The sequence below is a fragment of the Nioella aestuarii genome, from assembly GCF_050896395.1.
GTDB classification, from domain to species: domain Bacteria; phylum Pseudomonadota; class Alphaproteobacteria; order Rhodobacterales; family Rhodobacteraceae; genus Nioella; species Nioella aestuarii.
The window spans coordinates 20,450-41,912 of the sequence record NZ_JBPBBA010000036.1; the positions used below are offsets into that span (position 1 = coordinate 20,450).

At 62.4% G+C, this 21,463-nt stretch carries 20 protein-coding genes and 1 pseudogene; 16 read left to right on the plus strand and 5 right to left on the minus strand.

Features of this window, described 5'->3' with window-relative positions:
• Nucleotides 1-76 precede the first annotated feature (76 nt).
• From ACROHD_RS16915 to ACROHD_RS16945, 7 genes are read left to right on the plus strand one after another with little or no spacing between them, the layout of a single operon-like run.
• Nucleotides 77-1,213: an ABC transporter ATP-binding protein gene (locus ACROHD_RS16915; RefSeq protein ID WP_432679543.1), complete on the plus strand. Its 1,137-nt coding sequence runs from the start codon at nt 77-79 to the stop codon at nt 1,211-1,213.
• Nucleotides 1,214-1,222: 9 nt separating this feature from the next.
• Nucleotides 1,223-2,119: an ABC transporter permease subunit gene (locus ACROHD_RS16920; protein ID WP_432679544.1), complete on the plus strand. Its 897-nt coding sequence runs from the start codon at nt 1,223-1,225 to the stop codon at nt 2,117-2,119.
• Nucleotides 2,116-2,937 (plus strand): ABC transporter permease, encoded by an 822-nt coding sequence (locus ACROHD_RS16925; protein ID WP_432679546.1) that lies wholly within the window; start codon nt 2,116-2,118, stop codon nt 2,935-2,937. The genes ACROHD_RS16920 and ACROHD_RS16925 overlap by 4 nt, the downstream gene beginning before the upstream one ends.
• Nucleotides 2,934-4,274 (plus strand): glutamine synthetase family protein, encoded by a 1,341-nt coding sequence (locus tag ACROHD_RS16930; protein WP_432679548.1) that lies wholly within the window; start codon nt 2,934-2,936, stop codon nt 4,272-4,274. Before ACROHD_RS16925 ends, ACROHD_RS16930 begins: the two co-directional genes overlap by 4 nt.
• Nucleotides 4,275-4,277: 3 nt before the next feature.
• Nucleotides 4,278-5,609, plus strand: a complete 1,332-nt coding sequence (locus tag ACROHD_RS16935; protein ID WP_432679550.1) for an NAD(P)/FAD-dependent oxidoreductase — start codon at nt 4,278-4,280, stop codon at nt 5,607-5,609.
• Between the two features lie 3 nt (nt 5,610-5,612).
• Nucleotides 5,613-6,332, plus strand: a complete 720-nt coding sequence (locus tag ACROHD_RS16940; RefSeq protein ID WP_432679551.1) for a type 1 glutamine amidotransferase — start codon at nt 5,613-5,615, stop codon at nt 6,330-6,332.
• Nucleotides 6,329-7,129: a class I SAM-dependent methyltransferase gene (locus ACROHD_RS16945; protein WP_432679552.1), complete on the plus strand. Its 801-nt coding sequence runs from the start codon at nt 6,329-6,331 to the stop codon at nt 7,127-7,129. The genes ACROHD_RS16940 and ACROHD_RS16945 overlap by 4 nt, the downstream gene beginning before the upstream one ends.
• A 111-nt stretch (nt 7,130-7,240) precedes the next feature.
• Here the strand turns inward: ACROHD_RS16945 and ACROHD_RS16950 are convergent, their stop codons facing one another.
• Nucleotides 7,241-8,149: a LysR family transcriptional regulator gene (locus tag ACROHD_RS16950; protein ID WP_432679554.1), complete on the minus strand. Its 909-nt coding sequence runs from the start codon at nt 8,147-8,149 to the stop codon at nt 7,241-7,243.
• Nucleotides 8,150-8,241: 92 nt separating this feature from the next.
• Between ACROHD_RS16950 and ACROHD_RS16955 the strand changes: the two genes are divergently transcribed.
• Nucleotides 8,242-9,432, plus strand: a complete 1,191-nt coding sequence (locus ACROHD_RS16955) for a pyridoxal phosphate-dependent aminotransferase (protein ID WP_432679555.1) — start codon at nt 8,242-8,244, stop codon at nt 9,430-9,432.
• Between the two features lie 10 nt (nt 9,433-9,442).
• Nucleotides 9,443-10,651 (plus strand): acyl-CoA dehydrogenase, encoded by a 1,209-nt coding sequence (locus ACROHD_RS16960; RefSeq protein WP_432679557.1) that lies wholly within the window; start codon nt 9,443-9,445, stop codon nt 10,649-10,651.
• A 39-nt stretch (nt 10,652-10,690) separates the two neighbouring features.
• On the opposite strand, the gene ACROHD_RS16965 is transcribed toward ACROHD_RS16960, so the two are convergent.
• Both ACROHD_RS16965 and ACROHD_RS16970 read right to left on the minus strand, forming a co-directional pair.
• Nucleotides 10,691-11,428, minus strand: a complete 738-nt coding sequence (locus ACROHD_RS16965; RefSeq protein WP_432679559.1) for an aspartate/glutamate racemase family protein — start codon at nt 11,426-11,428, stop codon at nt 10,691-10,693.
• 1 nt (nt 11,429) lies between these two features.
• Complete coding sequence (locus ACROHD_RS16970; RefSeq protein ID WP_432679561.1) at nt 11,430-12,119, minus strand: GntR family transcriptional regulator; 690 nt, start codon at nt 12,117-12,119, stop codon at nt 11,430-11,432.
• A gap of 110 nt (nt 12,120-12,229) precedes the next feature.
• On the opposite strand from ACROHD_RS16970, the gene ACROHD_RS16975 reads away from it, so the two are divergent.
• Nucleotides 12,230-13,918 carry a thiamine pyrophosphate-binding protein gene (locus tag ACROHD_RS16975; RefSeq protein WP_432679562.1) on the plus strand — a complete coding sequence of 563 codons (1,689 nt, stop codon included), beginning with the start codon at nt 12,230-12,232 and terminating at the stop codon, nt 13,916-13,918.
• Between the two features lie 34 nt (nt 13,919-13,952).
• Here ACROHD_RS16975 and ACROHD_RS16980 read toward each other — a convergent pair whose 3' ends face one another.
• Nucleotides 13,953-14,852: a LysR family transcriptional regulator gene (locus tag ACROHD_RS16980; RefSeq protein WP_432679563.1), complete on the minus strand. Its 900-nt coding sequence runs from the start codon at nt 14,850-14,852 to the stop codon at nt 13,953-13,955.
• 100 nt (nt 14,853-14,952) lie between these two features.
• On the opposite strand from ACROHD_RS16980, the gene ACROHD_RS16985 reads away from it, so the two are divergent.
• Nucleotides 14,953-16,080, plus strand: coding sequence for an enolase C-terminal domain-like protein (locus ACROHD_RS16985; protein WP_432679564.1), 1,128 nt, complete (start codon nt 14,953-14,955; stop codon nt 16,078-16,080).
• Between the two features lie 2 nt (nt 16,081-16,082).
• Here the strand turns inward: ACROHD_RS16985 and ACROHD_RS16990 are convergent, their stop codons facing one another.
• A complete protein-coding gene (locus tag ACROHD_RS16990) occupies nt 16,083-16,598 on the minus strand; it encodes a winged helix DNA-binding protein (RefSeq protein ID WP_432679565.1) in 516 nt (171 codons plus the stop codon).
• A gap of 132 nt (nt 16,599-16,730) precedes the next feature.
• Here ACROHD_RS16990 and ACROHD_RS16995 point away from each other — a divergent pair, with 132 nt between their 5' ends.
• The 5 genes and pseudogenes from ACROHD_RS16995 to ACROHD_RS17015 all read left to right on the plus strand — a co-directional run.
• Complete coding sequence (locus ACROHD_RS16995) at nt 16,731-17,972, plus strand: NAD(P)/FAD-dependent oxidoreductase (RefSeq protein WP_432679566.1); 1,242 nt, start codon at nt 16,731-16,733, stop codon at nt 17,970-17,972.
• 47 nt (nt 17,973-18,019) lie between these two features.
• Nucleotides 18,020-19,003: a TRAP transporter substrate-binding protein gene (locus tag ACROHD_RS17000; protein WP_432679567.1), complete on the plus strand. Its 984-nt coding sequence runs from the start codon at nt 18,020-18,022 to the stop codon at nt 19,001-19,003.
• Nucleotides 19,004-19,083: 80 nt separating this feature from the next.
• Nucleotides 19,084-19,620, plus strand: coding sequence for a TRAP transporter small permease (locus ACROHD_RS17005; protein WP_432679568.1), 537 nt, complete (start codon nt 19,084-19,086; stop codon nt 19,618-19,620).
• A gap of 4 nt (nt 19,621-19,624) precedes the next feature.
• Nucleotides 19,625-20,935, plus strand: a complete 1,311-nt coding sequence (locus ACROHD_RS17010) for a TRAP transporter large permease (RefSeq protein WP_432679569.1) — start codon at nt 19,625-19,627, stop codon at nt 20,933-20,935.
• Nucleotides 20,935-21,463 (plus strand): annotated as a pseudogene (locus ACROHD_RS17015) (hypothetical protein); the annotation flags it as partial. The gene ACROHD_RS17010 and the pseudogene ACROHD_RS17015, both read left to right, overlap by 1 nt.

Below are 21,463 nucleotides of genomic sequence, written 5' to 3' on the forward strand. Positions count from 1 at the left end.
CTCGGCCTGAACCACAGAACTGTCGTGTCCGGGGTAGACCCCGGGCGCGATGCCCCGCACGGGCCAAGGAGCCATCATGAAACCCGCCGCCAAACCTGCCGAGTTCGCCCCATGGCTGGACCCGAACGAAACGCCCCTTATCCGATTTGATGGTGTGACCAAGCGCTTCGGCGACTTCACCGCCATCGACAACATCGACCTCAAGATCTACCGCAAGGAATTCTACGCTCTGCTCGGGCCATCGGGCTGCGGCAAGACAACCCTGATGCGGATGCTGGCCGGTTTCGAAACCCCGACCGAGGGGACGATCACCATTGGCGGCCAGGATATGAAGGGCATTCCGCCCAACAAGCGCGAAGTGAACATGATGTTCCAATCCTACGCGCTGTTCCCGCATCTTTCGGTCTGGGACAATATCGCCTTCGGGCTGAAACGCTCGAAAATGGGCAAGGAAGAAATCCCCGAACGGGTGAAGGAAATGCTTCGCCTGACCCGTCTGGAGAAATTTGCCAATCGCAAGCCGCACCAGATTTCCGGTGGTCAGCGACAGCGCGTGGCGCTGGCCCGGTCGCTGGCCAAGGCTCCGAAACTCTTGCTGCTCGATGAACCGCTCGGTGCGCTCGACGCGAAGCTGCGCCAGCAGACCCAGTTTGAGCTGATGGATATTCAGGAAAAGACCGAGACCACATTCGTGATCGTGACCCACGACCAGGAAGAGGCGATGACCGTGGCCAGCCGCGTGGCGGTGATGGACAACGGCAAGGTCATCCAGGTCGACACGCCCGCCCGCATCTACGAGACGCCGAATTCAGTCTATGTGGCCGATTTCATTGGCGACGTGAACCTGATCTCCGGCAATGCCTCGCTGAAGGACGAGGGGCTTGCAAGCCTGTCCTGGGCAGAGGGCCAGCCCGACATCATCGGCACGGCGGGTGATGGTCTGGCCTCCGGTTCTGCCACCTTTGCGATCCGGCCCGAGAAGGTCGCGATCAGCGCCGAACGGCCCGAGGGCATGAACAATGTCGTCCAAGGCCGTATCCATGATATCGCGTATCTGGGCAATATCTCGACCTATCATGTAGAGCTGGCAGACGGCACGATGATGAAGGCGCAGACCGCCAATAACCGGCGGCTGTCGCGGCGCAGTTTCACCTGGGAAGACGAGGTTTGGCTGTCCTGGACGGATACCGCCGGCCTTGTGCTGGCCGGGTAGGGGGGCATCATGAACCTCGCCCGCCGCACCCTGATCGGGATACCCTATCTCTGGCTATTGCTGCTGTTCCTTGTGCCCTTTGGGATCATCTTCAAGATCTCGCTGTCAGATTACGCTGTCTCGATCCCGCCCTATACGCCCACGCTCGATCTGTCCGAAGGCTGGCAGGGGATCCGCAGCTTCTTTGCCGCGCTCGACTGGGAAAACTATGTTTTCCTGACAGATGATGATCTCTACTGGCGGGCATATCTATCATCGCTCAAGATCGCCCTGATATCGACCTTCCTGACGCTTTGCGTGGGCTATCCGATTGCCTATGGCATGGCCAAGGCGGCCCCGGAATGGCGGCCGATGCTGATGATGCTGGTGATCTTGCCGTTCTGGACCAGCTTTCTGATCCGCGTCTACGCATGGATTGGGATCCTGTCGACCGAGGGCTATCTGAACCAGTTGCTGCTATGGACCGGCATCATTTCCGACCCTTTGCAGATCATGAACACACCCACAGCGGTCTATATCGGCATCGTCTATACCTATCTTCCGTTTATGATCCTGCCCATCTACGCGACGCTGGAACGCATGGATGACAGCCTGCTGGAAGCGGCCGAGGATCTGGGGTGTTCGCGCCTGTCGGCCTTCTGGATCATTACCTTGCCGCTGTCGCGGTCGGGCATTATCGCGGGCAGTTTCCTCGTCTTCATTCCGGCTTTGGGTGAATTTGTGATCCCCTCGCTTTTGGGTGGGTCGTCGACGCTGATGATCGGCAAGGTGTTGTGGGAAGAATTCTTCTCGAACCGCGACTGGCCGGTAGCGTCTGCGGTGGCGATCATCCTGCTGTTGATCCTCGTGATCCCCATCATCCTGTTCCAGAAGAACCAGGAAAAGAACCAGGAGGCCGACGCATGAGACGCTTTTCCTGGTTCAACGCCACAGCACTGACGCTTGGCTTCGCCTTCCTCTACATCCCGATGATCATTCTGGTGATCTACAGCTTTAACGAAAGCCGACTGGTGACGGTTTGGGCGGGCTTTTCCACCCATTGGTACGGAGAGCTGTTTCGCGATCAGGCCTTTCTTGATGCGGCTTGGGTGACGCTGCGGGTGGCCTTCGTATCCTCGACCATCGCGACTGTCCTGGGCACCATGGCGGCCTATGTGCTGGTGCGCGGCGGCAAGTTCATGGGGCGGACGCTGTTTTCGGGAATGATCTATGCACCACTGGTGATGCCAGAGGTGATCACCGGTCTGTCCCTTCTGTTGCTCTTCATCTCGATCGGGCTGGATCGCGGGATCTTCACCATCATCCTCGCGCATACGACGTTCTCGATGTGCTACGTGTCGGTGGTGGTGTCCTCGCGTCTGGTCAGCTTTGACCGCTCGGTAGAGGAAGCCGCACTGGACCTTGGCTGCACGCCCTTCGATGCGTTCAAATCCGTGACCCTGCCGCTGATTGCCCCTGCCGTCATCGCGGGCTGGCTGTTGGCCTTCACCCTGTCGCTCGATGATCTGGTGATTGCCTCGTTCACCGCCGGGCCCTCTGCAACGACTCTGCCGATCAAGATCTTCTCGTCTGTGCGCCTTGGCGTCAGCCCGGAAATCAACGCTCTGTCGACAATCCTCATTCTCATCGTGACCATCGGGGTGATTTCGGCCTCGTTGGTCAGCAAACGCCGGATCGTGCAACAACAGCGCGACGAACAAATGGCGGAACAGGCATCACAATGAACCAGGAATACGAGGCCTATTGCGCGGCGCACGGGCGGCCGGAGCGCATCGAGCTGATGCTTTGCGATATCAACGCAGTGCTGCGCGGCAAATGGCTGCCCGGCGACGCCATCGGCAAACTGGAGGCGGGCACCGTGCGGTTGCCCTATTCCACCTACGCCCCCGCGATCATGGGAAACGAGGTGGAAGCAACCGGGCTTGGCATCGTCGTGGGCGATCCCGACGGGGTTCTGGTGCCTGTGCCCGGCACATTGTGCCCGGTGCCGTGGATGCCCGGCAATGTCGCGCAGCTTCAGGTGGAAATGCTGACACCAGAGGGCGGGCCCAGTCCAATTTCTCCGCGTGAGCAGCTGAAAGATATGCTGGATCGGTTTAAGGATCGCGGCTGGCATCCCGTCGTTGCGACCGAACTGGAGTTCTACATCCTGCGCCCGCGTGAACGCGGTGATGACGCGCCAATACCGCCAGCGCGCACGCCAATGGCTCAGAACTACGATCTGGAGGTCGTGGCCCGGCAAGAGGCGATCCTGACCGAGATCCTCAATGCTTGTGAAACGCAAGGTCTGGAAACCGACACGCTGATTGCGGAATACGGGCCGGGCCAGTTTGAGGTGAACTTTCACCATACGGACGACGTTCTGCGCGCCGCTGAGACGGCGATTTTCTTCCGTCGTTTGGTGCGGGGCATCGTGGCTCGGCACGGGATGGAAGCCACCTTCATGGCCAAGCCCTACGCCGACGCGCCGGGCAACGGGATGCATGTGCATTGTTCGATTCTGGACGATGACGGCAACAACGTCTTTACACCCGCGCCCGGCCAGACCGGACCTTCGCCGGTCCTGAAACAGGCGGTGGCGGGGGTGCTTGACACCATGGCCGACCTTCAGGTGATCTTTGCGCCGCACATGAATTCCTACCGTCGTTTCCAGAGGATGAGCTTTGCGCCCTCCGGTCCCGATTGGGGGCTCGACAACCGGTCCGCCGGGGTGCGTCTGCCTGAGATCGAGGGCAAGGGGGCCCGTCTGGAACACCGGATCGCCGGGGCCGATGTGAACCCCTATCTGGTGCTGACAGCGATCCTTGGGGGCATCCTGCACGGCATTGATACCGACCCCGAGCTGCCGCCGCCATTGGATGAACCGGGCGCTGAGCCTGCCGATCCCTTGGGCCATGACTGGTTCGACGCGGTAGAACGCTTCGCGGAATCCGACCATGCGGCGGAAATCTTCGGTGAGGAATATCGCTTCGTCTATACGGCCGTGAAAAACGACGAGGTACAGACCCTCACCAGCCTGATCACGCCGGTGGAATATCGCTATTACCTAAGCCGTCTCTGACTTATGCGCCGCCTTTATGAACCCATGGCCTATGGCCCGGACCCGATCGCGGGCAGCTTCTGGCCGACCACGGTCGATGCCGTGCCGGTCCATGCGCCGGTGAACGGTGCATTGGAGGCCGAAATCGCGATCATCGGCGCAGGCTTTACTGGCCTGAACGCGGCATTGGCACTCGCCGAGGCGGGCCGCGATGTGGTGGTGCTGGAAGCCGAGCAACCCGGATGGGGGGCCTCTGGGCGCAACGGCGGCTTTTGCTGTCTCGGGGGGGCAAAGGCAGGGCCTGCGACGTTGCTGAAACGCTACGGAGAGGCGGATACGCAAGCCTATTACAACGCGGAACACGCGGCGGTGGATCATGTCGCCAGCATACTGGACCACCACGGGATAGATGCGGACACCCATTCGCAGGGCGAAACCCTGTTGGCGTTCCGCCCCAAGGACATTGCGGTGCTGGAAGGGCTGGCAGAGGAAATGCGCCGGTTCCAGCGGGTGGAGAGCGAGCTTTTGCCACGCGATGCGCTGCCGGAACGGGGGTTTGCCAGCCCCGAGTTTCACGGCGCACTGACGACTCCGATTGGCTTTGCCCTGAACCCGATGAAATACGCGCTTGGTCTGGCCCGCGCGGTTCAGGCGGCAGGCGGGCGGATCTTCGGGCATTCCGCAGTCACCAAGATCGGGCGGGACAACGGGCGCCACGTTCTGACAACAGCGGGCGGGCAACTGCGTGCAAAATCCCTGATCGCGGCCACAAACGGCTATAGCTCGGACGACCTGCCGGGGTGGATGGCGGGGCGCTATCTGCCGGTACAATCCAACGTTCTGGTGACACGGCCCCTGACCGATGAGGAACTGGCCGCGCAGGGCTGGACTAGCCACCAGATGTGCTATGACACCCGGCATTTGCTGCATTATTTCAGGCTGATGCCTGATAAGAGGATGCTCTTTGGCCTTCGCGGCGCGATGAAGACGACGCCCCGCGCCCATGACCAGACCCGCGCCATTGCGCGGGCCGATTTCGACCGGATCTTCCCCGAATGGCAGCATGTTGAAACGCCGCATTTCTGGTCTGGTCTTCTGGCCTTGTCGCGTAATCTGGTGCCTTTTGCGGGGCCGATCGGCGGCATGGAGAACGCCTGGACCGCCATGTGTTATCACGGCAATGGCGTCGCCATGGGCAGCTATGCAGGGCGGCTTTTGGCCGCTCAGATCACTGGCGAAGGGCCAGCAACACCCGCCCTCTTGCGTTCCGATCCGGGACGGTTTGAACTGGGTCGCTGGCGGCGCGCGGTTCTGCTCTTCGCCTACACGTTTTACGGCCTTCAGGACCGGGGATAGACCATGACCAAAGCACCCGTGATCGGCATTCTGGAAACCGGCCGCCCGCCCGAGGAGCTGGCGCCCACCCATGGCAACTATCCGTTGATGGTGCAGGATTGGCTGAACGTGCCCGAGGCAGATTTCGTCAGCTTTGCCGCCCTTGATGGTGAACTGCCCGACAATCCGCATCTGGCAGATATCTGGGTGATCACCGGGTCGCGATTTGGCGTCTACGAAGGGCATCCCTGGATTGCCCCGCTAGAGGGGTTCGTTCGAGATTGTCGTGATGCGGGGGTGCCCATGGTGGGCATCTGTTTCGGGCATCAGGTGATCGCACAGGCGCTTGGTGGGGACGTTGGCAAATCGGACAAGGGCTGGGGTCTGGGGGTGCATGACTACGCCCCCCATGACTGGCCAGAGGCGCTTGGCCAAGCACCTGAAAAGATTTCCATTCAGGCCTACCATCAGGATCAGGTCTTTACCCCTCCGCAAGGGGTGAAAACCATTGCCAGCAGCGATTTCTGCGAACATGCGGCGCTGTGGTATCCCGGCTTTGCGCTGACCGTGCAGGGGCACCCGGAATTCGGCAAGCCCTACACAAAGGCGTTGCTTGAAAGCCGCCGGGGAACGGTGCTCAAACCCGAAGAGGTGGACATGGCGCAAAGCTCCATGGGCAAGGATGTGACACGGTCCGATCTGGCGCGGATCGTGCGCGAACATCTGCTGCCAAAACGGCCATGAGCGACGCGGAGGCCATCGCCGCGAACCGTGCGGCCTGGGATCACTCGGCGCGCCATCACCGGGGCAATGCGGAATGGCAGCGGCTGGTGGAGGGGTTCGCCGATCCCGGCTTTTCCTGCTTTGACGCAACCGCCACGGCGGCCCTGCAATCCCTTGGTGTGGAAGGAAAATCCTGCGTTCAGATCGGCTGCAACAATGGCCGGGAATGCCTGTCGCTGAAGGCGCTGGGGGCCGGACAGGTTCTGGGGATCGACCAGTCGCAGGCCTTCCTTGATCAGGCGCTGGACCTCGCGACGCTGTCGGGGCGCGATGTGGCGTTCCTGTGCGCCGACATTCATGCGCTGCCCGAAGGGTTGGGGCGGTTCGATCTGGCACTCATCACCATCGGGGTGCTGAACTGGATGCCTGATTTGTCACGATTTTTCAAAGCGGTGGACCAACTGATTGCGCCGGGCGGCGCTCTCTTGATCTACGAAACTCACCCGTTTCTGGAAATGTTCGACCCCGATGCGCCCGACCCGTTCAAGCCCTCGATCAGCTATTTTCCCGACGGCCCGGACGTGGCGGCGGAAAGCATCACCTATGACGGCAGCACGCCCGAGGAGGAGGCGCCGGTAAGCTACTGGTTCGCGCATCGTTTGGGCGACGTGATCGGCGCCATTGCCGCGGCAGGGCTGCGGGTGGAGCGGCTGGAAGAACACGCCCATTGCAACCGGGAGGTGGCCTATGAGCAGTACCAGAACCGGGCCGCGCAACTGCCGTTATGCTATGTGCTGACCGCTCGTAAGACCGTCTGAAAAAGGGACGGCACCCCGCGTGCACCTGGCGACACCCCCCTGCATACGAAACGCCTGGTCCCGGCGCGGGACGGCTGTTCGAACAGCCGTTGAAAGATCCTTCGAAGGATCTTACCCGCGCCGAACCAACCGTTGCCCCACTTCCTCGGCCAGCCAATCGCGCAGCGCCACCAGTGGCGGATAGTCAGCCCAGGCCTCGGGCCAGACCAGGTAGTAGGACCCGAACCGCCCGGCCTCTGATTGCGGCAGCGGCACCAGCGCGCCGGATGCGAGTTCCCCCCCGATCAGAAAGCGCGGCACCAGCGCTGCTCCCAACCCCTGTTTCGTCGCTTCGATCATGGTTGCGAACTGGTCGAACTGTACCGCCACCCGGTCTTCTGCCCCCAGGCCATGCGCCATGAACCAGCGCCGCCAGGCGCCCTTGCGGCTTTCGATCTGAAGCCGGGGCAGGGCGGCAACGTCGGCGGGGCTATCTACCCCGCGCCCGGCCAGCAGCGTGGGCGCGGCCACGGCAACGTTTTCTTCCTCCATCAGCTTCAGAAACCCCGCACCGGGCCAGTCGCGCTGACCGAAATGGATTGCGGCGTGGAAGTCCTCTCTCGCGAAGTCGAACGGGTGGGTGCGGGTGGCGAGGTTGACTGTCACTCCGGGATGGGCGGCCATGAATCCGGGCAGGCGCGGGGCCAGCCAATAGGTGCCGAAGGCGGGCAGAATGGCAAGGTTCAGCAGGCCGCCATGGGGGTTGGAGGACAGCGACAAGGTCGCACTGGCGATCGTGGCCAGCGCACCGCGCAGTTCCTTGGCATAAGTGGCACCTGCGGGAGTCAGTGTCAGACGCTGACGTTCGCGGGCGAAGAGCCGCTGGCCGAGCCGGTCCTCCAGCTTCTGCACCTGGCGACTGACCGCGCCTTGGGTCAGGTCCAACTCTGCCGCCGCCTCGGTGACGGACCCAAGCCGCGCGACGGCCTCAAAAGCCGAGAGCCAGGACAGAGGAGGAAGGAAGCGGCGCGGATAAGTCATTCCATTTTGTAATGATCTTCTGACGGAATGTCGATAGAATTAACATTGCGCCACCGTTATCCCATGCGCATCAGTCAAAAAGGCCCCTCGCGATGTCTGACTTCTGCCGTTCCCGCCGCGCCAGCAACCTTGCCCTGTCCGAGATCGTCCGCATTTCCGAGGCCGCCCGCGCATTGCGGGCCCAGGGGCGCGACGTGCTGACCTTCGGCACCGGCGAGCCGGATTTCCCGACGCCGTCCCATGTCATCGAGGCCGCGCATCGGGCCGCGCTGGCGGGCGAGACGACCTATCCGCCCACGCAAGGCACGCCCGCGCTGCGCAAGGCCATCGCCGCTTCCGCAGGCTTTGCCGCCGATCCGGCCGAGGTGCTTGTCTCCACCGGGGCCAAGCAGGTGATCGCCAATGCGTTCCTTGCCACGCTCGATCCGGGCGACGAGGTGATCCTGCCCGCGCCCTACTGGACCAGCTACGCCGATATCCTGACCGTTTGCGAGGCGGAATTGGTCGCGCCGCAATGCGGGGCCGAGACCGGGTTTCGCCTGACGGCAGAGGCACTGGCGGCTGCGATCACGCCGAAGACGCGGTGGCTGCTTCTGAACAACCCCGGCAACCCTTCGGGGGCGCTCTATTCCAAGGCCGAGCTTGAAGCGCTGGCCGAGGTGCTGCGCGCCAACCCGCATGTCTGGGTGATGGCCGATGAAATTTACGAACATATCGCGTTTGAGCCGTTTACCTCGTTTCGCAACGCAGCCCCCGATCTGGCCGACCGAACCCTTGTGGTGAACGGGGCCTCCAAGGCCTATGCAATGACCGGCTGGCGGTTAGGCTGGGGGATCGGCCCTGTGCCGCTGATCAAGGCGATGGTGGCGGTCCAGGGCAGCTCCACCTCGGGCGCGTCGTCGATTTCGCAGGCGGCGGCGCTGGCGGCGTTGACCGGCCCGCAAGAGCTGCTGGCCGAGCGCTGCGCCGCCTTCCGCGAGCGGCGCGATATGGTGGTTGCGGCGCTGAACGCGATCCCCGGTATCGACTGCCCGGAACCCGGCGGAGCCTTCTACGTCTTCCCGTCCTGCACGGGGTTGATCGGCAAGCACCGCCCCACGGGCGAGGCGTTGGAAACCGATGCCGATGTCTGTGACTACGTCCTGTCCGAGGTTGCCGTTGCGCTTGTGCCGGGCCGCGCCTTCGGCCTGCCGGGCCATTTCCGCCTGTCCTACGCCTATTCCACCGATGACCTGATTGAAGGCCTGAGCCGGATTGCCCGCGCCGTGGCCGCCCTGACCTGAGGAGACGAAGATGAGCCTGAAAGCCAAAGACCGCCCCGACCTGTCCAGCTTCCAGTGGGACGATGCGCTGCTGCTGGAGGGCCAGCTGAGCGAAGACGAACGGATGCTGCGCGACGCGGCACGGGAATTCGCCCAGTCCGAACTGCAGCCGCGTGTGATCAAGGCCTATGCCGAGGAAACTGTCGCGCCGGAGCTTTTCCCGCTTATGGGGCAGGCGGGGTTGATGGGGGCGACATTGCCCGAGGAATATGGCGGGCTTGGCGCAAACTATGTCACCTACGGTCTGATCGCGCGCGAAATCGAGCGCGTGGATTCCGGCTACCGCTCGATGATGTCGGTGCAGTCCAGCCTCGTGATCTACCCGATCTATGCCTATGGGTCCGAGGAGCAGCGGCAGAAATACCTTCCCGGCCTGTGCTCGGGTGATCTTATCGGCTGTTTCGGCCTGACCGAGCCCGATGCTGGATCCGACCCCGCAGGCATGAAGACGCGGGCCGAGAAGACCGAGACGGGCTATCGCATTAGCGGCTCGAAAATGTGGATCTCCAACGCGCCGATTGCCGATGTGTTCGTGGTCTGGGCGAAATCCGAGGCACATGGCGGCAAGATCCGCGGCTTCGTTCTGGAAAAGGGCATGGCGGGGCTGTCTGCGCCGAAGATCGCGGGCAAGCAATCGCTGCGCGCCTCCGTCACGGGGGAAATCGTGATGGATGGCGTCGAGGTGGGCGAAGACGCGCTTCTGCCCAATGTCGAGGGGCTGAAAGGGCCGTTCGGTTGCCTCAACCGCGCGCGTTATGGCATTGCCTGGGGTGTGATGGGCGCGGCCGAGTTCAGCTGGCACGCGGCGCGTCAGTATGGGCTCGACCGCAAGCAGTTCAACAAGCCGCTTGCGCAGACCCAGCTGTTCCAGAAGAAGCTGGCCGATATGCAAACCGAGATCACCCTTGGCCTTCATGCCGCGCTGCGCGTCGGGCGGCTGATGGACGAGGCCGCAGCCGCGCCCGAGATGATCAGCTTGATTAAGCGCAACAATTGCGGCAAGGCGCTCGATATTGCGCGGATGGCCCGCGACATGCATGGCGGCAACGGCATCTCCGAGGAATTCCAGGTCATTCGCCACATGATGAACCTGGAAACGGTGAACACCTACGAGGGCACCCATGACGTGCACGCGCTGATCCTTGGTCGGGCGCAGACCGGGTTGCAGGCGTTCTTCTAAGACGCTTACCCTGGTCCCGCGCGATCTGCGGGGCCGGGATTACCAGCGCGGGTCGTCGATGCCCGACGGAAAGCGGCGTGGCATCAGCCCCGCCTGAAACCACGTCACGAAACTGTAGATCGACCAGACCGGCAGGCCGGTCGCGGCGCGGATATCGGCGGCGTAGGGTACCATATTGGTGCATTCCAGTACGATGCCGCCCACATCCGGGTTCCGCTGAACAAGCTCTCGCGCGGCGTCAAGAAGGTCCAGCCGACAGGCGTCGAAATCAATCTCGGGCTTGTCGCCCAGGATGTCGCGGGTGAAGACGCGTCCGCCCTCGGTGCCGACCACCGGGGTATCCAGCGCAACGCCCGCCGCGCGCAGGTGATCGGGGCTGAGCGTGCTGGCAGAGACCGTCAAAATCCCCACCCGCTTGCCCGGCGGCAAAAGCCGTTCCACCAGTGGTACCTGCATAAGCGACGAGGTCGCCACCGGCACGCCAAGCGCCTTTGCCATGTCGCCCTGCAACAGCGACAGGAACCCACAATTTGTGGTGATCCCGTCGCAACCCATGTCCACGAGGTCCTGTGCTGCGGCGATAAAATCCTGCACCCTGTCCAGCGGTGCGCCGCGCACGATATTGTCGGGCGTCGCCCCGCGCACCACCCGGAAATGCACCGGGAAGGGCCATGTCAGCGCGTTGCCGATATCGCCCGGAATGCGCGGGAATTGCGTTTCCAGCATCAAGATGCCCACGGTTGCCCCGAATACCGTCTTTCCGCCGCGTGTGGTCATGTCAGCCTGCCTGTACATAGATATGTGAAAACGCCTCGCGCACGGCGCGGGTCGCGTCCTCTTTGCGCAGGGAAATATGGGCGCGGAGCGTGGCCAGCGCGCGGCGTTCGTCTCGGTCCGTGAGGGCATCGAGGATGGCGCGATGCGCGCTCATTCGGCTGGCTTCGCCGCGCTCCATGTTTAGCCCGATCATGCGGACATAGCGGATGCGGCCGTTGATATTGTCCAGCATATTGGCCAGTTCCGCGTTTCGCGACAGCCGGGCGAGAGCCATGTGAAAAGCTTCGTCCATATCGAGCAGCGCGATGCGGTCGGTTGCCGAGTTGTAAAGCGGCTCGGTGCGGTCAAGCTCGTCCTTCAAGGCGCGGATATCGGAATCTGTCGCTCGGGAAATGGCCAGCCGCATGGCCTCGCATTCCACCCCTGCGCGTGCTTCATAGAGGTCGAGGATACGCTCGGGCGTCAACGAGCGGCAGAAGAACCCTTGCCCGCCGGTGAAAGTGAGAAACCCCTCCGACACCAGCCGATTGAGCGCTTCGCGCAGCGGCGTGCGGCTGACGGACAGGCGCTTGGCCATCTCGCCCTCTCGGATGCGCTCGTCCGGTTTGATCTCGAACTCCGCCGCCATGCGCCGCAGCTGTGCGGTGATGCGGTCGACATTGCTCTCAGATTTCTGGGCGGGATCAGTCATGTGTGCGGCTCTTTCCGGCGATTTGTCGGCACAGTGATATTTCGGGTTGAGTTTTGCAAGATATTTTGAGCTGTATACAGCATGAAATACGAATCCGGGGATGCGAGTCGATGAGCAATCAGATGAACGGGGCCGAAGCGCTGGTGAAGATGTTGGACGCACAGGGGGTGCGGCACGTCTTTGGGCTGTGCGGCGATACCAGCCTGCCTTTCTATGACGCGATGCGCGGGATGGATCATGGTATGACCCATGTGCTGACCCGCGATGAGCGATCTGCCACCTATATGGCCGATGCCTATGCCCGCGTGACCGGTCGGCCCGGAGTGTGCGAGGGGCCATCGGGCGGGGGCGCGACCTATATTTTGCCGGGTCTGATCGAGGCGTCGGAAAGCAGCTATTCGGTGCTAGCGATCACCTCGGATATTTCTGTTGGAACCTATGGGAAATACCCTCTGACAGAGGTGGACCAGGACGCGCTAATGCGGCCTCTGACCAAATGGAACACGGTCATCAAGCAGGCGGTACATATCCCACGCATGGTGCGTGGGGCCTTCCGGGCGATGACCACGGGGCGGCCGGGCGCGGCACATCTGGGCCTGCCCTATGACATCCAGTATGATCCGGTGGATCCAGCCGATATCTGGGCCGATCCGGCCACCCATGTCTTTCCCGCCTACCGGCAGGGCCCTGAACCCGGCGCGGCCGAGGCGGCGGTGGATGCGATCCTGTCGGCGAAACAGCCTTTGATCGTCTGCGGCGGCGGTGTGGTGATCTCGGGCGCGTGGGAGGAACTGGCGCGTCTGGCGGAGCGGTTGGATATCGCGGTGGCCACCTCGATCTCGGGGCAGGGAAGCCTTGCGGACAGTCATCCCAACATGCTCGGGGTCGTAGGGTCAAACGGCGGCACGGATGAGACTTGGGAAGCGATGGAAGCCGCCGATCTGGTGGTGTTCATGGGTATTCGGGCTGGGTCCACCACCACAGCAAGGTGGGAGGCCCCCAAGCCCGGCACACGCATCGTGCATTTCGACAGCGACCCGATGGTGATTGGTGCGAATTACCCGACCGAGGTGGGCGTCGTGGGCGACCTGCGCCTGTCACTGGCCGAGGTGAACGCGGTGCTCGACAAGCGCGGCGCGGGCGAGGTCTTTGGTGGCGCTGAAGCAGTGGCCGCGCGCAAGGCGCGCAAGTTCGATCGGTTCCTGGAACTGGCGGAGAGCGATGAGGCCCCGATCCGGCCGGAACGGGTGATCGCGACGCTCAATCGCCTGCTACCGCCCGACGCCACCATCGTCTCGGACCCTGGCACGAGCTGCCCCTACATGTCGGCCTATTACCAGCAGGAACTGCCGGGGCGCTTCTTCATCACAAACCGGGCGCATGGGGCGCTTGGCTATTCGCTCTCGGCCTCGCTAGGCGCTTGGTACGGGCGGCCTGCGTCCAAGACCGTGGCGCTGATGGGGGACGGGTCTTTCGGCTTCACGGCGGGCGAGCTGGAGACCGTGACGCGCCACCGCGCGCCGATCACTTTCGTGGTCTTCTCCAACGCCAATTTCGGTTGGATCAAGGCCAGCCAGATGGCCGACAAGGGCGCGCGGTACTACAATGTTGACTTCGCACCCGTAGACCATGCGGCAGTGGCGGCGGCCTACGGGGTGAAATCCTGGAGGGTGGAGGACCCTGCCGAGCTCGACAAGGTGATGGCCGAGGCGATTGCCCATGACGGGCCGACCCTGGTCGATATCGTCGTGCAGCCACTGGAAGAAGCCGCCGCCCCCGTCCGTCGCTGGATGGGGTGAGGCGCCGGGCAGGCGGGGCCCTGGCTTCTCTCCCTCAGGGTTCCGCCTGATAAGGCTCCAGCTCTTGCAGCAGGAGCGCAAGGAATTCCTGCCCGACGGCCGACATGGGCCGGGTGCGCGAGGTTATGACCGCCATGTCCATCAGGATGCGGGGCCGGAAGGGGCGTGTGATGAAGCCGCCCTCGAAGTCAAAATGCAGCGCGAAAGGGTCCAGCACCGCGACCCCCATGCCTTCCTTCACGAAACTCAGCAGGTTTTTGAACAGATGCGAATGTACCCGTGTACGCAGGGGTACGCCGGCATTGTGAAACGCCTCGCGCGTGCGCCGGAGGGTCATGTGTTCGGGGCCCATGACGATGAAGGGCGTGCCGTCGAGCAATTCGGGTGTCAGCACGTCATGGACGGCCAGTGGGCTGTCCTCTGGTAGGGCCAGCAGGGTTTCGACAGTCAGCGGGTGAACGTTAAGCGCGTCGTGCAGAAGCGGCAGCTCGCAGATTCCGATTTCGAACAGGCCCGACTGCACCCATTCCTGGATTTTCGTCGAGTATTGTGACTGAAAGGTAATCGACATGTCCGGTCGATCCTTGGCGAAGCGGGCGATGAGCTTGGGCATGAAGCCGAAGGACATGGAGTGTTGCGAGGCGACCTGAAGCTGCCCGGCCTGCTTGTTCTGAAGGTCCACGACCGCCTGGCTGACATGGTCCAACCCGCGCACCACGGTGTCGACTTCTTGAAACAGCACTTCGGCCTCGGGAGTGGGCAGAAGCCGCCCCCGCGCCCTTTCGAACAGCTTGAAGCGCGTTTCACGTTCGAGCTGCGCGATCAGATTCGAAATGCCGGGTTGCGAGATGCCCAATTGGTGGGCAGCGGCGGTCACGGTGCCGGTTTCCACGATGGCGTGGAAGGCTTGGAGCTGTCGAAAGCGGAGGGACATGGGCCACCTATCATTTCAAGTGATGGGCCGTTGATAAAATAGTATTGGAAATGATGAAAGCGCCAAGGCAGGGTAAGCCCAGGGAAAAGACGGGGGCAGCATGTCGGCTTGGGACCAGACGATCACGAGTATGGATCTGTGGCATCTTGCGCTGCCGGTGAACGCGCGACGCGACCACGGCATCGGCTCGGTTGAACATGCAGTGGATATCGTCGTTTTGCGCCTGACGACCGAGGGCGGGTTGGAAGGCTGGGGCGAGGCGAGCCCATGGGTGGTGTTCACTGGCTCGGCCGAGGCAAGCTTTGCGGCGCTCGACCGATATTTCCGGCCCCTCGTGGTGGGGCGCAAACTGTCCGACCGGGCGCGGATCATGGCCGATGCGCAATACGCGGTGGCCCATTGCACCGAGGCGAAGGCGGCGCTGGAAACGGCTTTGCTGGACCTGATGGGCAAGGCTGCTGGGCTGCCGGTATCGGAATTGCTGGGCGGGACGTATCGCGCACGCATTCCGCTATCCTGTTCCATCGCCGATCCCGATTTCGGGCGTGATCTGGCGTTGATGGACCGGCTGCGGGACGACGGCGTTCGGATCATCAAGCTCAAAACCGGCTTCAAGGAGCATGGCTTTGACATGATGCGGCTGGAAACGCTGCGCGCCGATTACCCGGAGTTTGATATCCGGGTGGACTATAACCAGGGGCTGCATCACGACATTGCGCTGGCTTGCGTCCGCGATGTGGCGACGTTCAGGCCCACCTTCATCGAACAGCCTGTCAAGGCGCATCTGAGGGAGCTGATGGCGCGGATTAGGGGCGAGATCGACGTGCCCTTGCTTGCGGATGAGAGCGTATTCGGGCCGGAAGAAATGGCGCTTGGGCTATCCATGGGGATTGCCGATGGCGTGTCGATCAAGATCATGAAATCGGGCGGGTTGAGCCGCGCGCAGACCGTGGCGCGGATGGCGGCGGCATCGGGTCTGTCGGCCTATGGCGGGGACATGTTCGAAGCGGGCATCGCCCATCTTGCGGGCGCCCATATGATCGCGGCGACGCCGGAAATCACGCTTGGCTGCGAGTTCTATCAGGCGAGCTATTTCCTGGTGGAGGATGTGCTGGCCAGCCCCTTCCCGGTGGAAAACGGTGCAGTGGTGGTGCCGACGGGCCCCGGTTTGGGCATCGACCCGAACCTAGACGTGTTGGACAAATACAGCCGGAGGGCAGGGGGATGAGCCTAGTAGGTCGTCGCGGCACGGGCCGCCTGATCGTACTGCCCGGACATGAGACGCAGAAGCGTGCTAAGGCGGCTGATCTGCTCGGGCTCGAACCCAAGCTCGTGGACCGCGCGCAAAAGCAGCGCCTCGCGGATCTCACGGTAGCGTTCACAGGCGGACGCCCCCGCCTCGGTCGCCGCCACGGTCTTTTCCTTGCCCTGCCGACCCTCGCGCACAAGCCCCGCCTTGGCGAGCTTCTTGATCGCGTAATTGACCGTGTGGGTGTCTTCGATGCCAAGCACAAGGCAGAGATCGGCGAGCGTCTTGGCGCGACCCCGGTGGTAAACGGAATGCATTACCTGAACCTCCAGCGCCGACATATCCGGGTACCCCGACGCCGCCATCGCCCGCATCATCCAGCGTTGAAAGGCATTGTTGGCAAGGGTCAGGCCATACTCGAATTCCGAGATTTGCGGAAAGCTGCCATCGGCGAGATGGGCAGAGGATACGACGGGGCCAAGATCAGTGTGTGACATGAGAATAGACTGCTGGTTTCTGATAAAATGTCAACAAAATGTTGACGTATTGTCGATTAACGGCAAAGCTGACCTTAGGGAATCGCCTAATGCGGGTGTCTTTTCCCGCAACCTGATCGGAGGACGGCCCGAATGAGCGGTCGCATCGTAGTCATAGGTGCTGGAATTGTCGGCGTGTCCGCCGCGATCTGGCTGCGCCGTGCCGGGCGCGAGGTGATGCTCGTGGACCGGGGTGATCCTGGGCAGGGCACGAGCTATGGCAACGCGGGCGTACTGGCCAGCTGCGCTATTGTTCCGGTGACCTCGCCGGGGTTGATCCGCAAGGGGCCGGGCTATGTGATGGACCCGAATTTCCCCCTGTTCCTGCGCTGGTCCTATGTGCCGCGGATGATCCCTTGGCTGGTGAAATATCTCAGCCACGCCAATGACCGCGACACGCGGCGCATTTCCGAGGGGCTGAACGCGGTTATCGGCGACAGTGTCGATCAACACCTGGCGCTTTCTCGGGGGACGCGGGCCGAGGAATGGGTGGTCGAGGGCGACTATACCTTCGCCTATGCCGACCGCGCAGCGTTCGAGAAGGACAGCTATGTCTGGACCCTGCGCAGCGAAGGTGGCTTTGTGCCCGAACTGATCGAAGGCCCGGCGGTGCACGAGTACCAGGACTGCTTTTCCGACAAGGTCGGGTGCCTCGCGGTCATGAAGAACCACGGGTTCATCCGTGATCCGGGCGGCTACGTGGCGGCGTTGGCCGAGGAGTTTCAGGCTCTTGGCGGCACCTTCCGAAAGGCGGATGTCAAGGATTTCACCCTGACGGATGGCAAGGTTAGTGCCGTGCAGACCACCGAAGGCGAGATTGCCTGCGACCAGGTGGTGCTGACCACCGGCGTCTGGTCGAAACCCCTTATGAAGAAGCTCGGGATCAGCGTGCCGCTGGAAACCGAACGCGGCTATCACATCGTGTTTGAGAACGCGACCGGCGGGCCAACAGTGCCGGTGATGGTCGCCAGTGGAAAATTTGTCGCCACACCAATGGCTCAGGGCGTAAGGTGTGCGGGTGTGGTGGAGTTTGGCGGGCTGGACGCAGGGCCATCCAGGGCACCGTTCGAGCTGCTCCGGCGGCAGGTGGCAGACACCTTCCCCGCGCTGAAGGCCACCGACGAGATTGAATGGCAGGGCCACCGCCCGGCCCCCACGGACAGCCTGCCGCTGATCGGAGAGGTGCGGGGTACCGGCGTTTTCGCAGGGTTTGGCCACCATCACATCGGCCTCACGGGCGGGCCGAAAACCGGGCGAATGCTGGCGCAGATGATGACCGGCCAGCGGCCCAACACCGATATGACCCCTTATGACCCACAGAGGTTTGCAGGGTGACCCAAGATAACAAGACCAAGAATGCAGCAATCAACAAGGAGACTGACATGAAGACCTTCAAACTGACCCTCGCCGCAGCGGCGACCGTGCTGGCAGGACCGGCGCTGGCCGATACCTGGGATATGCCGATGGCCTATTCGGGATCGAACTTCCATTCCGTGACCGGCGCAGAATTCGCCCAGTGCGTCACCACCGGCACCGGCGGTGAGATCGAGATCGTGACCCATCCGGGCGGTTCGCTGTTCGCAGGGGCTGACATTAAGCGTGCTGTTCAGACCGGCCAGGTGCCGATCGGTGAGCGTCTGCTGTCGGGCCACCAGAACGAAAACGCGCTTTTCGGCGTGGACTCGATCCCCTTCCTCGTTTCTTCCTTCGAAGAGCATGACGTGCTGTGGGAAATCGCAGAGCCCTATATCACCGACCTTCTGGCCGAGCAGAACCTCGTGCTGCTCTATTCCGTGCCGTGGCCGCCGCAGGGGCTTTACTTCAACCAGGAAGTGAACTCGGTCGCAGACATGGAAGGCATCCGCTTCCGGTCCTACTCCAACGCCACCAACCGTCTGGCGGAACTGACCGGAATGCTGCCGGTGACCATCGAAGCGGCTGAAATCAGCCAGGCCTTCGCAACCGGCGTGGCCTCGTCCATGGTGTCCTCGGGCGCGACCGGCTATGACCGCCGCGTGTGGGAAAGCCTGAGCCACTTCTACGAAGTCGATGCATGGCTGCCGCGCAACTACGTGTTCGTGAACGCGGATGTCTGGTCCGACACTTCGGAAGCCAACCAGAACATCGTGCGCGCGTGCGCAGGGATGGCCGAATACGCAGGTGCATGGCGCGCCCGTGAATATACCGGCTTCACCCTTGCGGGTCTCGCCGCAGGCGGCATGACCGTGCAGCGTGCCGGTGATCAGCTGGTTGCCGACCTTCAGGAAATCGGCGCCACGATGACCGCGGAATGGCTGGCAGATGCCGGTGAAGACGGTCAGGCGATCGTTGACGCCTATCGCGCCGCCATGGCTGCACAGCAGTAACTCTGTGTCTCCCACCTCGGGGGTGCTGGACCCAGTCCGGTGCTCCCGAGGATCTTTCCCTTCCGAAAAGAGGCTGATCCATGACCGGAACTCTTGGAGTGTTGCGTTGGCTGCTGGACGGGCTTTACAGGATTGCCGGTGTTTTGGCCGCCCTCTGCCTTGTCACCATCCTTCTTCTGATCGTCGCCCAGATGGTGGCCCGCTGGACGGGCGAGCTGTTTCCCGGTGCGCCTAACTACGCGGGATATGTCATGGCGGCGGCAAGCTTCCTGGCCTTTGCCAGCGCCCTTAATGGCGGCGCGCATATTCGCGTGTCGATCCTACTTAACGCTGTGCCCGAGCGCGTGAAATGGTTGCTTGAAATCTGGTGTTTCGGGATTGCCACGGCCATCTCGGCCTACTTCGTCTACTATGCCTATTGGTTCGTTTACTGGTCGTGGAGGTTCAACGAGGTCAGCCAGGCGCAGGACGCCACGCCCCTGTGGATCCCACAATCCGTCATGGTCGTGGGTGGCGCCATCCTGACCATAGCCTTCCTCGACAATCTGATCTCCGTCCTGTTCAAGGGCGAGAGCAGGCTGGGAAGCAATATCGTCGATCAGAGCTTCGGGGAGTGATGACATGACCGAACTTCTCGCCATCATTATCTTTCTCGCGGTTCTCTTCTTCCTGCTTGGCACCGGTGTCTGGGTTGGTGTTGCCCTGATGGGCGTGGCCTGGGTTGGGATGGAACTGTTCACCTCGCGCCCTGTGGGCGACACCATGATCACAACGATCTGGGCGTCGTCATCCAGCTGGACCATCACGGCCTTGCCGCTCTTCATTTGGATGGGCGAAATACTGTATCGAACGCGCCTATCAGAGGACATGTTCCGAGGGCTGTCGCCCTGGCTGGCGCGGCTTCCGGGCGGGCTCGTGCATACCAATATCGTCGGCTGTACGGTGTTTGCAGCGGTCTCGGGGTCTTCTGCCGCGACGCTGACCACCGTGGGCAAGATGTCGATCCCGGAGCTTCGTGCCCGCAAATACCCGGAGCACCTTGTCATTGGTACGCTTGCAGGGGCCGCCACACTTGGCCTGATGATCCCGCCGTCGCTGGCGTTGATCGTCTATGGCGTTGCCGTGAACCAGTCGATCACCGAGCTGTTCTTCGCAGGGGTGTTCCCCGGCCTTGTGCTTGCCCTGATGTTCATGGGCTATGTTGCTGCCTATTCCTTCCTCTCGAAGGGCTGGCAACCCACCATTGAAACCGCGATGAGCTTTGCCGAGAAGATTCGGAACTCACGGTTCCTGATCCCGGTTATGCTGCTGATCCTTATCGTGATCGGGTCAATGTATACCGGCACCGCCACCGCTACCGAGGCCGCCGCAATCGGCGTGATCGGGTCACTGGTTCTGGCGGCCAGCCAGGGGTCGCTAAACTGGGACAGCTTCCGTGAAAGCCTGATGGGGGCGACGCGGACCTCGGCCATGATCATGCTGATCCTTGCCGGTGCGGCCTTCCTGAAACTGTCCATGGGCTTTACCGGGCTGCCGCGTGCGCTGGCAGATGGCATCGCGGCGATGGAGCTGAGCCGGTTCGAACTCTTGATGATGCTTCTGGTGTTCTACATCATCCTGGGCATGTTCCTTGACGGGATCTCGTCCGTGGTGCTGACCATGGCGGTTGTCGAGCCGATGGTTCTGGAGGCCGGGATTGACCTGATCTGGTTCGGCATCTTCGTCATCGTCGTGGTCGAGATGGCCCAGATCACGCCGCCGATCGGTTTCAACCTCTTTGTATTGCAAGGCATGACGGGGCACGAGATGAGCTATATCGCCAAGGCAGCACTGCCGATGTTCGCGATCATGGTTCTGATGTGCTTCGTGCTGATCTGGTTCCCGGAACTGGCCTTGTGGCTGCCGGAATCGATGCGCTCGGTTCCACAGTGATGCAGACAATCGGGCGGGCGCTGGAGATCTGCGCCCGCCACGGTCGCCTTGTCCTTGTGGCGGGGCTTGTGGCCGGGATTTCCCTTCCGGATCTCGCGCAAGCGATGCGGCCCCATCTTCCGTGGATGGTGGCCGTTTTGCTGTTCTTCTCGGCTTTTCGGATCGGCCCGGCGGAGACCATCGGGCAGCTGACACGCCTGTGGCGCCCCTTGCGCGACGTGGTGGCATTGCAGTTGCTTCTGCCCGTCATTGGTTTTGCACTGTTTACGCTGGCAGGTGTTATCGAAACGGTCCCGGCCTTGGCGGTGATGCTGATGCTGGCAGCGCCTTCGATCACCGGGGCACCCAATTTCATGGTGCTCGCTGGCAAGGACCCGGCCCCCGCGATGCAGATCCTGATCTTCGGGACGGCTTTGTTCCCGCTGACCGTGCTGCCCATCCTGTGGCTGATGCAGGGCGCGATGCCGGGGGCAGGGGACGTGCTGGCCGCTGCGGGTCGGCTGGTGGCCGTGGTCGCGCTGGCGGTGG

Excerpts from the sequence above, each read along its gene's own strand:
- ACROHD_RS16915 (WP_432679543.1), top strand. The coding sequence starts at position 77 with ATGAAACCCGCCGCCAAACCTGCCGAGTTCGCCCCATGGCTGGACCCG.
- ACROHD_RS16920 (WP_432679544.1), top strand. The coding sequence starts at position 1,223 with ATGAACCTCGCCCGCCGCACCCTGATCGGGATACCCTATCTCTGGCTA.
- ACROHD_RS16925 (WP_432679546.1), top strand. The coding sequence starts at position 2,116 with ATGAGACGCTTTTCCTGGTTCAACGCCACAGCACTGACGCTTGGCTTC.
- ACROHD_RS16930 (WP_432679548.1), top strand. The coding sequence starts at position 2,934 with ATGAACCAGGAATACGAGGCCTATTGCGCGGCGCACGGGCGGCCGGAG.
- ACROHD_RS16935 (WP_432679550.1), top strand. The coding sequence starts at position 4,278 with ATGCGCCGCCTTTATGAACCCATGGCCTATGGCCCGGACCCGATCGCG.
- ACROHD_RS16940 (WP_432679551.1), top strand. The coding sequence starts at position 5,613 with ATGACCAAAGCACCCGTGATCGGCATTCTGGAAACCGGCCGCCCGCCC.
- ACROHD_RS16945 (WP_432679552.1), top strand. The coding sequence starts at position 6,329 with ATGAGCGACGCGGAGGCCATCGCCGCGAACCGTGCGGCCTGGGATCAC.
- ACROHD_RS16950 (WP_432679554.1), bottom strand. The coding sequence starts at position 8,149 with ATGACTTATCCGCGCCGCTTCCTTCCTCCTCTGTCCTGGCTCTCGGCT.
- ACROHD_RS16955 (WP_432679555.1), top strand. The coding sequence starts at position 8,242 with ATGTCTGACTTCTGCCGTTCCCGCCGCGCCAGCAACCTTGCCCTGTCC.
- ACROHD_RS16960 (WP_432679557.1), top strand. The coding sequence starts at position 9,443 with ATGAGCCTGAAAGCCAAAGACCGCCCCGACCTGTCCAGCTTCCAGTGG.
- ACROHD_RS16965 (WP_432679559.1), bottom strand. The coding sequence starts at position 11,428 with ATGACCACACGCGGCGGAAAGACGGTATTCGGGGCAACCGTGGGCATC.
- ACROHD_RS16970 (WP_432679561.1), bottom strand. The coding sequence starts at position 12,119 with ATGACTGATCCCGCCCAGAAATCTGAGAGCAATGTCGACCGCATCACC.
- ACROHD_RS16975 (WP_432679562.1), top strand. The coding sequence starts at position 12,230 with ATGAGCAATCAGATGAACGGGGCCGAAGCGCTGGTGAAGATGTTGGAC.
- ACROHD_RS16980 (WP_432679563.1), bottom strand. The coding sequence starts at position 14,852 with ATGTCCCTCCGCTTTCGACAGCTCCAAGCCTTCCACGCCATCGTGGAA.
- ACROHD_RS16985 (WP_432679564.1), top strand. The coding sequence starts at position 14,953 with ATGTCGGCTTGGGACCAGACGATCACGAGTATGGATCTGTGGCATCTT.
- ACROHD_RS16990 (WP_432679565.1), bottom strand. The coding sequence starts at position 16,598 with ATGTCACACACTGATCTTGGCCCCGTCGTATCCTCTGCCCATCTCGCC.
- ACROHD_RS16995 (WP_432679566.1), top strand. The coding sequence starts at position 16,731 with ATGAGCGGTCGCATCGTAGTCATAGGTGCTGGAATTGTCGGCGTGTCC.
- ACROHD_RS17000 (WP_432679567.1), top strand. The coding sequence starts at position 18,020 with ATGAAGACCTTCAAACTGACCCTCGCCGCAGCGGCGACCGTGCTGGCA.
- ACROHD_RS17005 (WP_432679568.1), top strand. The coding sequence starts at position 19,084 with ATGACCGGAACTCTTGGAGTGTTGCGTTGGCTGCTGGACGGGCTTTAC.
- ACROHD_RS17010 (WP_432679569.1), top strand. The coding sequence starts at position 19,625 with ATGACCGAACTTCTCGCCATCATTATCTTTCTCGCGGTTCTCTTCTTC.